At 64.2% G+C, this 12177-nt stretch carries 10 protein-coding genes; 4 read left to right on the top strand and 6 right to left on the bottom strand.

Annotation, left to right across the window (positions count from 1 at the left end):
* Positions 1-289 precede the first annotated feature (289 nt).
* The 3 genes from JZ792_RS34190 to JZ792_RS42400 all read right to left on the bottom strand — a co-directional run bounded on the left by JZ792_RS34190 (position 290) and on the right by JZ792_RS42400 (position 4108).
* Positions 290-1366, bottom strand: a complete 1077-nt coding sequence (locus JZ792_RS34190; RefSeq protein WP_216917033.1) for a pentapeptide repeat-containing protein — start codon at positions 1364-1366, stop codon at positions 290-292.
* 293 nt (positions 1367-1659) lie between these two features.
* Positions 1660-2811 (bottom strand): SNIPE associated domain-containing protein, encoded by a 1152-nt coding sequence (locus JZ792_RS34185; protein ID WP_254190737.1) that lies wholly within the window; start codon positions 2809-2811, stop codon positions 1660-1662.
* A 127-nt stretch (positions 2812-2938) separates the two neighbouring features.
* A complete protein-coding gene (locus tag JZ792_RS42400; RefSeq protein ID WP_254190736.1) occupies positions 2939-4108 on the bottom strand; it encodes a hypothetical protein in 1170 nt (389 codons plus the stop codon).
* A gap of 271 nt (positions 4109-4379) precedes the next feature.
* On the opposite strand from JZ792_RS42400, the gene JZ792_RS34175 reads away from it, so the two are divergent.
* Positions 4380-5555: a coiled-coil domain-containing protein gene (locus JZ792_RS34175; protein WP_216917031.1), complete on the top strand. Its 1176-nt coding sequence runs from the start codon at positions 4380-4382 to the stop codon at positions 5553-5555.
* Positions 5555-6769 (top strand): hypothetical protein, encoded by a 1215-nt coding sequence (locus JZ792_RS34170; RefSeq protein WP_216917030.1) that lies wholly within the window; start codon positions 5555-5557, stop codon positions 6767-6769. Before JZ792_RS34175 ends, JZ792_RS34170 begins: the two co-directional genes overlap by 1 nt.
* 935 nt (positions 6770-7704) lie before the next feature.
* Here JZ792_RS34170 and JZ792_RS34165 read toward each other — a convergent pair.
* Positions 7705-8325 carry a hypothetical protein gene (locus tag JZ792_RS34165; RefSeq protein WP_216917029.1) on the bottom strand — a complete coding sequence of 207 codons (621 nt, stop codon included), beginning with the start codon at positions 8323-8325 and terminating at the stop codon, positions 7705-7707.
* Positions 8326-8628: 303 nt separating this feature from the next.
* Positions 8629-9102 carry a MarR family winged helix-turn-helix transcriptional regulator gene (locus tag JZ792_RS34160; protein ID WP_216917028.1) on the bottom strand — a complete coding sequence of 158 codons (474 nt, stop codon included), beginning with the start codon at positions 9100-9102 and terminating at the stop codon, positions 8629-8631.
* Between the two features lie 107 nt (positions 9103-9209).
* Here JZ792_RS34160 and JZ792_RS34155 point away from each other — a divergent pair, with 107 nt between their 5' ends.
* On the top strand, positions 9210-10349 hold the full coding sequence (locus tag JZ792_RS34155) for a GDSL-type esterase/lipase family protein (protein WP_254190735.1): 1140 nt from the start codon (positions 9210-9212) through the stop codon (positions 10347-10349).
* A 232-nt stretch (positions 10350-10581) separates the two neighbouring features.
* On the opposite strand, the gene JZ792_RS34150 is transcribed toward JZ792_RS34155, so the two are convergent.
* Complete coding sequence (locus JZ792_RS34150) at positions 10582-10875, bottom strand: DUF1330 domain-containing protein (RefSeq protein ID WP_216917027.1); 294 nt, start codon at positions 10873-10875, stop codon at positions 10582-10584.
* Between the two features lie 188 nt (positions 10876-11063).
* Here JZ792_RS34150 and JZ792_RS34145 point away from each other — a divergent pair, with 188 nt between their 5' ends.
* Positions 11064-11978 carry a LysR family transcriptional regulator gene (locus JZ792_RS34145; protein WP_216917026.1) on the top strand — a complete coding sequence of 305 codons (915 nt, stop codon included), beginning with the start codon at positions 11064-11066 and terminating at the stop codon, positions 11976-11978.
* The last annotated feature ends 199 nt before the right edge of the window (positions 11979-12177 follow it).

Genomic DNA, 12177 nt, shown 5'->3' with positions numbered 1-12177 from the left:
GCACGCCGGCCGAGTACGCTGCGGCCTGCACCCACACCCATCATCCGATGGCCTGCGGGACCAACTGAACACGGAACGAAATCACCCGACTCTATTCCCGGGTGGTCTCGTCATCGGGGACCGCTCAATACCTACGTAGTTCCTGCGGCGACTTTACGTAAATAGGCCCACGACGGCTACATTTCTCGTGGATGCAGACCGCGAAGGATGTAGCCGTGGCCTGTCTCGCAGACAGAACGATGTCTTTGATAATTCCGCAGGAATTGGACACTGTGCCCTGCGCGAACACTCACGGCGATGGAGTGAAGCCGATGGGCCACCGAGTGCGATTGTCGTAGACAATTCCGGTGAGATTCGCTTCGGTGAGGTTTGCGCCGCTCAGGTCAGCTTTGCTGAGATCTGCTCCTGTGAGGTTCGCTCCAGAAAGGTCCGCGCCCCGTAGGTTTGCATCCTTGAAGTCCGCTCCAGTGAGATTTGCGCTCTGGAGATTCGCTTCAGCGAGGCTCGCACCCCAGAAGATCGCTCCGGCAAGGTTTGCCCAGACAAGAGCCGCTTTGGAAAGATCTGCCCCTAGCATCCCGGCGCCAGCGAGGTCGGCGTTGACGAGATTCGCGCCGATGAGTTTCGTGCGGATGAGTTTCGCGTGGGCAAGACTTGTGCGTGCGAGGCTGGCATCGGACAGGTCGGCGTCGGTCAGGCTTGCCTGGGCAAGTTTGGCGTAGTCGAGCTTCACGTTGGCGAGCTTCGCACCCACCAGGTCCGCCGTAGTGAGGCAGGTGCGACTCAGGTCCGGACGGTCTGTGGGCTGCTCGAGGGTGATTTCACGTCGCCCGATGACGGTCAGCGCGGCCTGGATATCGACCGGCGCCGCCGCCGACCAGGTCGCACAGTCGTTCGCGGCGGCTTGGGTGCGTACGAATGCCGCGATGACCGCGAAGACCGTTGCGTGGTCGGCAGGCGAGTCTCTTGCGAGGCGTTCGAGCAAGTATATGCCGGAGAGCCGGACGTTGACCTTGTCCGAGGCCAGTTGTTCGGCGGCCAGGCGGAACCGGTCGGTGGCCGCGGTCTGTTGACTGAGCCCATATTGGTTGTTGGTCGCGCGAAGGGATTGATTGGTGAAATAGAGGGCACCGACCGTTCCGCCCGCTACCGCGAGCGTAGCTATCGTTGTCAGCGCTGCACCGAGTTTGGCCCATCCAGACCAGTGCAGAATCCTGCCCGAGCGCGAGAGCGATCGGGCAGGGGAATCCTCTGCTGAGGTGGACGATTCCTGGGCAGCGGGAGGCGTCGGCGGACGAAGTGACCGGCCCCTTCCCGCGACAGAGCCCGGGCGCCGGCGCGTAGGTGATGTTCCCCCCGTGGGCATTTGATCTCCTTCGGTAACGCTCGTCAAGGTAGCCGAGAACCGTCGAGTTCGAGGATCGGTATCCTAACGAATCGCCCGAACCGGGGCGGGTGCCCAATCAGCAAGCCCTCGACAACTCAGTCGCACTTGGACATCTGGGTCAGATCCTAGATATACCCCTCTGCGAAACCGGCGCTCCGACGCCAGCACCCGACCGCCTCCCGGAGCAGCCCGATCGGTTGGTGCGAGACCCCTCCCCTGCGAACTCGGCCAACAGCACCGGACGATCGATGACAAGCTACTGATATCGGACGTTATCGGTGAATGTCAGGCCAGGACTGCCTTGACTGGAAGTATTGGGTGGCTTCTGGCGAGGCGTTGTAGTCGAGGAGGTTGCCGACCTTCTTGGCGAGTGCTCTACGGACTTCTTCGGGTGTCGCGAAGAAGAATTCGCGCCTGGGGTTGGCGTGGTTGAGCCGATTGGGTCCAAATTCTTTGTGCAGTTCGTTCTCGAGTCTTACCGCGTCATCGGAAAAATACACCGCGTGTACGTCGAAGGGGAACGGGACCGAAGCGCCGCCGAGTTCGCGGACTCGGTCGAGGGGTTCGAGTCGGCGTGTCAGCCCGATCTTGACGACGTTGGGTCCGAAGGCGCCGATGTTGGAGATCACGTAGACGTACCCCGCACGGATATTCGCTGCACGGAAATCGTTCTGGGCGATGGCCTCGGCGATGCGGGACAGTTGGCCTTCTATCTCACGCGTGTCCTGGCCTGCCTCGGTGAGGCGTTGCAGAACAGAGCGGTAGTGGGCTTGTTCCTTGTCGAGTCGCTCGCGTTCGGCGGCGAGTTCTTGTTCGACTTTGCGTTCCTCACGCAAACGTTCGCGTTCCTCGCGGGCGGCTTCGCGTTCTTCCTGGACCTTGATCATGTAGTCAGCCGTGAGTTCGAGTTCCTTGGTCCGCAACGCATGATACGCCGGGGATACATGCATTTGCATTGCAGCGCCCAGCTTTTCGATGTCCGTTGCCGCTTTGTCCAGGCGCCGTTTGGCTGTGTCGAGATTGCCGGCGCGGATGGTGCGGACGCAGTTCTCGGCCTCGGCGTTGTAGGCTCGCAGCATCAGTTTCGACAGGTCCGACGTCAGTCGCCGCCCCTCTGCGAGGGAGTTGTTGAAGCTGAATTTGTTGGCGACGACGACGGCATCACTGGTCTTGACCGCTTCCCGGATAGCCAGCCGGAGATCGGTCAGTGCCTGCTTGTAACTGTCAGCGTTTTCCAGCGGGTGGTGGTACTCGTAGATTCCCACTTCCTGCAGTACCAGCGCGTCGTCGACCGTGATGACCCTCGGATCACTCAGCGGCTGCTGTGTTGCGAGCGCGGCGACAGGGCGGGCGTTGAGCTGTGCGGTGAGTTCCTGGACTTTGTCTTGCAGGTCGGCGGATTCTCGTTCCTTGACGACCAGCATTCTCCGCAGTCCGATGATCTGTTCTTGTGGGTCGCTCATCCGCGTACTCCGTGGTTCGCCAAGGGCACCAGCCCGTAGGGGTTCTTGGACATGGCACCGGCCAAATGCGCCAGGGTGTCGGCAGGCTCTACGCGAGACAGGTCGATCGGCAAGAAATCGGCACGATCGGTTGCCAGCCTGACAAGGTCGACGCGGGTGTCGTGTCCGGTAGCGCATCGATCGCATCGACCGCGACCGTCAGCGCGATGCTGTCGATGATCTCCTCACGATCGGCTTCGAACACCTCGTGTGCTGTGCGCAACGCGAGCCTGGCGACCGCGGATGCGTAGCGACGCTTGCACTCTGCCGCTGGGAGCGGGCTCGCGGAGATTTCGTCGTTGGCTTTGTTGTACCGGAATGCCTTCGTAGTCGGGAAGGCGTCGGGATGGGGTGCCAGGACCGTGACGCGGAGTTCTCGGTCCTCGGCGTCGAAGGAGTGCTCATGGGATACCTCGAACGCTTCGGGGTAGACCGAGTTCGCCAGAACGATGCCGACATATTCGTCCATAGCGGCGGGCTGACGTTGCCGCAATCCTGAGATCAGACTGTCCAGGCCAGCGTTCGACTCGGAGATTTCTTGGCGACGTTGCGCGACAATCTGCTCGTGTTGTCGACGTGCGTCGGTCAGTGCGGCGAGGCGAGCGGATTCTGTCTCCTGCCAGCGCGTCCTGATCTGGGCGTTGAGTTCGAAGGTCTGAGCGAGGGCGTGCTGCCATCGCTGGGTGAGGTCGGCGTATTCCCGCTGCGCTGCTTCCATTTGAGCGGCATGCTTGCGGTTGCCGCCCAGGGCGCCGGAAATACCTGTCGGTGGCGGTGGTGCCACGAAGATCGGGCGTTGCGGTAGATCGTGGTAGCCGGGTGTCGGTGATGGTGTGAGCAGTTCGGGCCGGTCGAATGCGATCTCACCCGGCGATTCGCGCAACGACTCCAGATCGACCCAGTCATCGACCTCGAGAGTTGCCGCGAGCAGGTTGTCGATCTCATCGTAGGTCGCGTTCAGGAGCGCGTTCTTCTCTACGACCTCGGCCTCACGGGCGGCGATATGAGCAGCCTTCGCCGCGCGTTCCGCAGCCGCGCGGTCGGCGGCTGACGCACGTTGGAACGCGGCGGACGCGCGTTGTTGCTCACGAGCGAACCGCTGTGCCTCTCGCACTGCCGTGTTGTGCGCGCGCATCGCCGCGCGCTGCTGCTGTACCTGGCGCTGTTGCGCCAGCCGATGTTGGTGTTGCAGTTCAGCCAACAACCCCCTGCGTGCCACCGAACTCCCTCATCTGCGGATCGAACATCACTGGTAGACCACGAACTGCACATACTGTCGTCGCAGCAGCCACACCGTTACATGGCCGCCGAGACGAATGCAGGGTTCGAGCGGCAGATTGCCGACTGACAGGCACGACTGGGATCGCGCCGCGCCAGAGTCGCACGGCCGCAGTCGATCCGTAGTACACCACGCAACCATCTCCCCCAGCCGAAATACCAACTCGGGCAGGACGCGGACTCTAGAGTGATGCGCATTCGAAAGGGGGCCCATGGCCGAGGGATTCGACACCACCGACAACGCCGACAGGTGGCGACTGGAACCATCCGACATACGCGCGCTGCGTGCTTTACAGGTGTGCATCATGCACGCCGAACTTCAGGCCGATCGCCGGGAGAAGTCCGCAGCACACAGAACCGAGCAACTAGCTGGCTTCGTAGCATCGGTCGATGCGGAGGAGACCGGAAACGACCAGCGCCCGACCGCGCCCGCAACGGCACAGGCTCCGGGCTGGGAAGAGAACCTCGACCGAATCATCGCCGCAGCGCCCTCACTGGCCGCGAAGATCACCGAACGTGCTCCTGCGGTCGTCGTGCTCGCGGAGTTGATGGTCTCCGATCCGTGGACCGACGGCATCGGCCGGATACCGAAGGCCCACCGTGCCGCCACGACCGAGGTCGCCGAACTACTTCCCGGGCTCAGGCCGGGTGACTGCGCCGCGATTTGGCGCGAACTCGACGTAGTGTCGAAACAACTGCACCGCAAATCTATTCGCTGGGATCGCGTTGCCGCGGCCACAGCTGTCGGGTTGGCAGCCGGTGTCGTGACCGGCGGCATGGCCGCGCCCGCGGTCGGGGCGGCCATAGGCAGCACTCTGTTGGGGTTCAGTGGTGCAGCCGCGTCCTCGGCGGGTCTGGCCGCGCTGGGTGGAGGTTCGCTGGCAGTGGGCGGTTTCGGCATGTTCGGCGGCACTGTCTTGGTCAGCAGTGTCGGTGGGCTGGCCGGCGCGGGTGTCGCCGGAATAGGCACCCGCTACAGCGGACTCGCCAGCACGACCATCGCCGCGGAAGCAGTCAAACTCGGACTCATCGCCCGAATCCTCCTCGAGGACGAGCAGGACCGAGACCAGAAGATGCGACGAGTGGTTGAGAGTTTGCATCAGGCTCAAAACGACTTGGCACGCAAGGTGACCGCGTTGTCCGAGCGGATCGCCGAGTTGAAGAAGAACAACCGCGAACTCGACGAGAACAACAAAATCCTGCACACGGTGGTCGGTCGCCTGCGTGCCGAACTCGTCGACGCCCGCGCCGAGTTGAAAGCGCTCCGGGCCGAACTCGCCGACACCGAGAAGGCTGCCACAACGATCGAAGTCGTGCTCGACCGTCTACCCGAACCCGACGCCGATGCGGAGCCGGACCCGGATTCGGATCTGGAACTCGCCCGCTGATGACCGACTCCGTCGAACGCAACCTCGACTCGATCGCCCGCAGACTCGCCGAAGCACACCGAGCAGCCGACGCCGCGCTGGCCGAGACACCGCAGATTGCGAGTCTGCCGGTATCGGCGGCGGGCATGTCCTACGCGCAGCTCACCGAATTCAACGACGACCTTCGAGACCGGGCGGCCTGGACCGAGATCGACCTCGAAGCGGCATTGAGCGAAGAGCACCGGCAAGCGCTGGACAACTGGCGCAACCGCGCGAGAATCCCCTGGACGACTCGTGATCTCGCGATGGTCGGCGTAGCCGGGCTGGTCGGAGCGACCGCAGTGTGGTTCGACAGCGCGATCGACCAACAGATCACCGATAGTTTCAAAGGTCTCGCCGAGTCGAAACGGGTACGTCGTTGGGAGGCAGCGGGTAAACGGTTGCCGATCGACTTCATGGGCAAGGGATTCGGCGGCAGAGCGCACCGGGTGAAATCCAGCGGCCACGACCTGTTCCGACTTTTCACCACCCTCCAACAAGTCGCGGACGGCCAGTTCGAGGGTGCACGTTGGGAATTCGGTCAACGGATCCCGGTGCAGAAGTCCGGGCAATTCGCCGATGTGGACGGCGTGGTCGACGCTGCGATGCGCATCATGCAGCACCTGGCCGCAGATTTCCTCACACCGATGAGCCTGCCGGTACCGGGCATGTCCTGGCTGTACAACAGCCACAACGAAGCGGTGAAAGATTTCGCACTCCACGCCTACTCCGGCCTACACCCCGGACACGGCTGGAATCTCCGCAACGCCACCATCGTCCCCGGACTGACCGCAATCCTGACCGAGGTAATCATCCGGACCCACACCGCCACCGAAACCTACCGATTCGATAATTCCTCGGACCAGACGAGCCCACCGCTGGAACAAAAACGAACCGAACTACTCCTGGCAGCCCACACGCTCGTCGGAGCGATTTCGACAGGAAAGGCCGTGGCGCAGCTTCTGGCCGTCAAAAACGAGCGAGGCGCCTTCCACCCGGCCGCCATCCGGCACGTGCAGTTTCCGTCACTGCTCCGCGCAGGCAAACTCGCAATCGACGTCGTCGACCAGGCCAGCCGCGCCAGCGTATACGAAGTACACACCTGGGACGAACTGGACATCGACCCATACTCCGTCCAGCACCTCGACCTTTCATCACAACTGGAATCGCTCGCGGAGACGAAAGCAGCGCCCTGATACAACAGGGGCTTCGAGATCCCCAACGACTCGCAGCAACTCACACCGACTTCCAGGGCCGCGGCCGCTCGGAGCCCGCCCGGATTCACCCCGACGTTCAACGACTCGTAGACCTGACACCGCTAATCCCGTTGCGCAGCAGTCAATTTCGACTAGCCGAACACGTGACCATTCGAGGCCGCCGGCGTCAGCCAAGGCGCCTGGCGGCCTTGCCCGTCGACCGGGCGCTCGCTACCAGCGCGATTGCGCTCGATTCCGGCCCCCGGCCACAACCACGACACCGCCACATCCATGTCGGCCAACGAACGCTCACAGGCGCACACTGCCGTCCCGTCCGATCACAGACTCCAGCGCCGACGTCCCGAACACCAGAACACCGGTACCGTGACCGCACAGGCCCCACCGTCCGACAGTGGTCTATCCCCTGCCGCTGGCCACATCTGATATCGACCACAAGCACCCAGTTTGCCGACCCCAAGTAGCCAGCAATCCGCTGCGATACAGCGAATTCCAAGTCGAAAACCGGCCACCGACAGCTGATTTGAGGATTGGGGTTGGTACAAGTGCCATTATCCCAACCCCGAACACAAAACGACGAAGTGACTATCCTCGGCGCGCACGACCTGCTGTTGACGGGGATGGATCGTGATGAGAGGCGACACCAGAATGTCAGTGCTCTGACCTGGGAATACGACATTCGTGTCAGTAGCAGGCGACACGAGATGTCAGTAGAGCACCCGCACGTGAGAGGTGCTGACCTGGGCCAATGGGCAAACCTCGACCGCGGAGAAGATGTCGTCGAAGATCTTCCCGAGATGTCGTCGGACCGAGATGGCATGGCGCTGACCTGCGCATTCGATTCTGGCCGCCGATAATGGACCGTTCTCGGCGGTTTCCGGGGGCCAGTACGTTCTCGCCGCCAGCGCACGGAGTCCCTAGGCGGCCGGGGCTGTGAGATGTTCGGTCTCGCATGTGTGGCACGGCTGGTCGTGTGCGGTGTCGAGTCGGTGGGTGGTGGCGTTGGCGATCCAGGTGCTGGGCCAGTTGTGGCGGGCGGGCATCGGGATTGCGCAGGTGTCGGCGGAGCGGCGCAGGTGCTGACCGTGGAGGCCGAGGCCGTCGGTGAACAGGATGAGTCCCTCGACGCTGTGGATGGTCAGGTAGGTCATGCTCGCGCGGAGGATGGGTTGGGCCAGTGTCGGTACCGCGAGCAGGGCAGGGGTGTCGAGGCCGTGGATCGTGGTGGCGTCGGGGGCGAGGTCGATGCGTAGCAGTCGTGCGAGTTCGTTGTTCACCAGGCCGCTGAACAGGGCGGTGGCCAACGCGGCGGCGCGGACGGGGTTGGCCATCCCGGCACGGATACGGGCGGCGATATCAGGGGTGAACGGCGTGCTGGTCAGGGCGGGGCCGACCGAGAACGGCAGGTTGGGCAGGTCGAGGTGCCAGTCGTGGTGCCCGAACTCGGCGATTTCGGTGGCGAGGAGAATTCTTCCGGTCCTGGGGTGGCGTGCGCGTGACATCGCGACCTTGGATGGATGCTTGTCCGCTACCGCCATCGCAGTCCACCGCCCCCGGTCGTGATCACCCTGTTCTTTCCAGAGTAGGTCCGAAACGATCAACCGTCACAAATCCAACTGAGACCGCAGCGCCGGTGTACCTGATCAGCGGCGATGTCGAAGACGGGACGCGCCAGATAGCTTGCCGAACAACCGATCTAGCGCAGTGCAGAAGACGAGCACCCCCTCCCCGTCTCCTGCACACCACAGACCACTCGTAGGTCTGGCGCTGTCGGTCGGCGCCGCGAATCCACGCGCTTAGACCTGGACGGCATGGAACGCCTGCCGGCGGCCTGACGGCGTTCAGCCGGTACCCGAGGTCGCCTCGGGATTGACCGCGTCCCTGATCACCCGCAGCGCCTCGGTCAGCCCGTCGAATTGCGCGGCGGTCAGCAGCCCGGTGAACCAGCGCCCGACGGCCTCGAGGTAGTCCGGGAGCACCTGTCGGAGGCGCTGCGCCCCGTCCTCGGTCAGGACAGCGTAGGCGCTGCGCCGGTCGGCCGGATCGAATTCGCGCGCCACCAGTCCGCCTCTGACGAGACGGTCGACCAGCCGGGTGACGCCGCTGGTCGACAGCGAGGTCTGGGTCGCGAGATCTGTCATCCGGAGCCGGCGTCCGGGTGAACGACTCAGGCGCATCAGGGCTTCCAGGTCGAGCCCAGACAGCCCGTTGGCCTTCCAGGTCGGTTCCAGTTTGGCGATGAGTCCGTCGTGCGCCTCGTAGAGCAGACCGACCGCGGTGAGGCGCGGGTCGTCGAACAGATCGCTGGAATCCATGCGCACACGCTATCCAACCGATTGCCTCGCGGATAGTTGACATGAGGAATATTCGAGGAGAAGCTATGCGTACGCAATATTCCTCGCGTCAACTAATGGAGGTGGCGATGTCGTCGGACACTCGCTGGATCGCCGGATTCCGTTCGGCCGTCATTGATCCGCACGAGAAGATCAGCCTGAGCGAGCCACGCGGATTCGACGACCAGACCGTGCGCCAGACACTGCGCCTGCACGGCGGCGGAGAACGGTTCCGAATCCTGCTGAGCAACCGATACGGACGCGCGCCGCTGGAAATCGGCAACGCCGGGGTCGCGTTGCGCGGGGCCGCCGACGCGATCGTCACCGAGACCGCGCGACCGGTGTCCTATCGCGGCGCGGCGCACTTCTCGATCCCCGCCGGCGAGGAACTGGTCAGCGATCCGATCGATGTCCCGGTGACGGCGGGCGCCGACCTGGCGCTGAGCCTGTATCTGCCCGGCGCGACCGGACTCGCCACGTTCTCGCACATGCTGCGGGAAATCAGCTACGTGACACGGGGAAACGCCGTGACCGCGTCCGCGCTGCCCGGTGCGACCGAGGTCGAACAGCGATTCTTCGTCACCGGCGTGGATGTGCTCGCTCCCTCCGGCACCGTTCTCGGTGTGGCGTTCGGCGATTCCTGGTTCGAAGGCGTCGGCACCACCGTCGGCGCCAACCGCCGCTCGGTCGACGTACTCGGCGAACGACTCACCGGCGGCTGGGTGGTCAATCAGGGGATCAGCGGCAATCGCCTGCTCACCGACGAGATCGGCGAGCACGCGCTCGGCCGATTCGAGCGCGATGTCCTAGCGGTGCCCGGTGTCTCGCGCGTACTGCTCGCCTTCGGGATCAACGATCTGATCCTCGGCGCACTGGGCGGTCAGCCGCCCGCCACCGCGGACGGGCTCATCGCGGGATTCACCGAGCTGGCCGCGCGCGCCCACGCGAACGGGTTGATCGTCCACGCCGCGACACTCGGCCCCTACGCGGGATGCGTCTTCCCCGATCTTCCGGTCCGCGAGACCCAGTCGACCAGGACCGCGGTGAACGAATGGATGCGCGGCACCGACGTTTTCGATGCCGTCTTCGACGTGGATCGAGCGGTCGCCGATCCCGACAGGCCCACCTTCATCCGCCCCGATTTCGACAGCGGGGACGGCATGCACCTCAACGACGCGGGCGCGCGGGCAATGGCCGGGGCGGTGGATATCGACGCGCTGTTCGGGTGAGACCGGCTGCGCCGAAGCGAGTTCAGTCGCGCGGTCGCAGACCGCGCAGCACGATCTCGACTCCGCGCCGGAACTCGTCGTCGACCGACATGGCACGCGCCTCCCCCGCGCGGTCTGCGTTCTCGCCTGAGCACTGTTCCGTCCACGAACGGCTGCGTGTCGGCGGGAAGTTCGGTGAGTTGTTTGTAGGTGCCGTCCGGCGTCGAGGTGCCACGCTGCACGACGACGCGAATCAGTTGATGCCTTCGACGATGCGGAAGTCGCGCTCGACGCCGTCGGGGAGGGCCACCAGCGCCTCCTGGTATGCCTCGCTCTCGTATGCCGCAACGGCCTGTTCAAAGCTGTCGAACTCGATCAGAACGACGCGTTGCGTGATTCCGGCCTCGTGGGCGACGACTCGACCGCCACGGGCCAGGACGCGCCCGCCCCCAGCTCGGACAGCCGGACGGGCCAGCTTGTTGTAGGCAGTCAGTATCTCAGGGTCGGAAATCGCGGGGTAGACACTGACCCAGTAGCCCTTAGCCATGAAATCCTCCTGTGCTCAACCGGACACGTCCGACGTCGAATCGACACTCGGATCGATCGATCCCGGCGACGGGTACTGCGGTCAGTTGAATCGTCATATGCGCAGGTTAGGGCTTGATGCACGGTCGAGGGAAAGACCGGTACGCGATAGACTCGGAACGGATCGTTATCAATCGACAGGGAGGGCACATGGCGCCGGATACGGTGAGCCTGCGGTACTTCCTGGTGCTGGCGCAGGAGTTGAACTTCACCCGCGCCGCCACACGGATCGGTATCGCACAGCCCGCACTCAGCGCCCGGATGCGCCGATTGGAGGCGGAACTCGGTACGAGCCTGCTGTTTCGCAACACGCGTAGCGTCGTATTGACCACGGCTGGTGCGGCTTTGGCGGAATCCGCGCCGCCCGCGCTGGCAGCGCTGGACCGGGCATGGGACACCGCCCGGAGTGCGGGGGCCGGCGAACTGGGCACGCTGCGCATCGGGTACAGCCTCAGTACGGGCGCCGAGACGGCACCGGCCCTGGTGGACAGGCTCATTCGCAGCAGCCCGGGACTCGAGGTCGGCGCGGTCCCGATGGCGACACCGGAGATCTCCCCTTCGGTCGCCGACGGCCGCATCGATGCGGGGATCACCCGCGGTGAACAGCCGGGTCGTGGCGTGCGCCGGTTCCTACTGCGGCGTCTGCGCGTCGGGGTCCAGCTGGCGCGGCATCATCCGCTGGCCGAACACTCGGAGATCGAGATCGCCGACGCGGCCGCGTATTCGCTGCGACTCCCCAATCGTACGGCCAACCCCGTGATCCACGATCAGCTGGCCGCACTGTTCCGCGATACCCGGCCGATCCCCCGATTCCACACGCCCGCAGTTTCTTTCGATATTTCTCAGCGCGATCTACACGACGGGGTCACCCTCGCACCGGCCAGTGAAGCCGCGATCACGGCACAACCGGCCGGTCTCACCTGGCGACCGCTGCGGGGCGCGCCCAGCATGACGATCCACCTGGTCCTCCCACGCGAGCAGTCGCCGTTACACCGCCGCATCCGTGCCGTCGCCGAAACCCTGGCGCACGAGCTGCGCTGGCTGCCGGACGCGCAAGAGGCCTGAGTGCGCTCGTGCAAGGTGGTTGTCACCAGATACAGGTGATAGCTGTCACCGATATTGATTGCAGGCCTGTATCTGTCGCAGGTTGCCGCGCGGGCTGTCGGGCTATTCGGTGTAATCGGGCAGATCAGGAGTTGACCCCGAGGCTGAGCGGGTGGCTTGCGCAAGGCCGTTTTCCGCTCCAAGTTCGGGTCAGCGGACG

Origin of the sequence: Nocardia noduli, assembly GCF_019038455.1 — a bacterium.
In the GTDB taxonomy this organism is placed as follows: domain Bacteria; phylum Actinomycetota; class Actinomycetes; order Mycobacteriales; family Mycobacteriaceae; genus Nocardia; species Nocardia noduli.
This window is presented reverse-complemented; position numbering and strand designations above follow the sequence as displayed.

Bases quoted from the DNA above. Each gene is read 5' to 3' on its own strand.
- JZ792_RS34160 (WP_216917028.1), bottom strand. From the start codon at position 9,102: ATGGATTCCAGCGATCTGTTCGACGACCCGCGCCTCACCGCGGTCGGT.
- JZ792_RS34185 (WP_254190737.1), bottom strand. From the start codon at position 2,811: ATGCTGGTCGTCAAGGAACGAGAATCCGCCGACCTGCAAGACAAAGTC.
- JZ792_RS34165 (WP_216917029.1), bottom strand. From the start codon at position 8,325: ATGGCGGTAGCGGACAAGCATCCATCCAAGGTCGCGATGTCACGCGCA.
- JZ792_RS34175 (WP_216917031.1), top strand. From the start codon at position 4,380: ATGGCCGAGGGATTCGACACCACCGACAACGCCGACAGGTGGCGACTG.
- JZ792_RS34150 (WP_216917027.1), bottom strand. From the start codon at position 10,875: ATGGCTAAGGGCTACTGGGTCAGTGTCTACCCCGCGATTTCCGACCCT.
- JZ792_RS34145 (WP_216917026.1), top strand. From the start codon at position 11,064: ATGGCGCCGGATACGGTGAGCCTGCGGTACTTCCTGGTGCTGGCGCAG.
- JZ792_RS34155 (WP_254190735.1), top strand. From the start codon at position 9,210: ATGTCGTCGGACACTCGCTGGATCGCCGGATTCCGTTCGGCCGTCATT.
- JZ792_RS34190 (WP_216917033.1), bottom strand. From the start codon at position 1,366: ATGCCCACGGGGGGAACATCACCTACGCGCCGGCGCCCGGGCTCTGTC.
- JZ792_RS34170 (WP_216917030.1), top strand. From the start codon at position 5,555: ATGACCGACTCCGTCGAACGCAACCTCGACTCGATCGCCCGCAGACTC.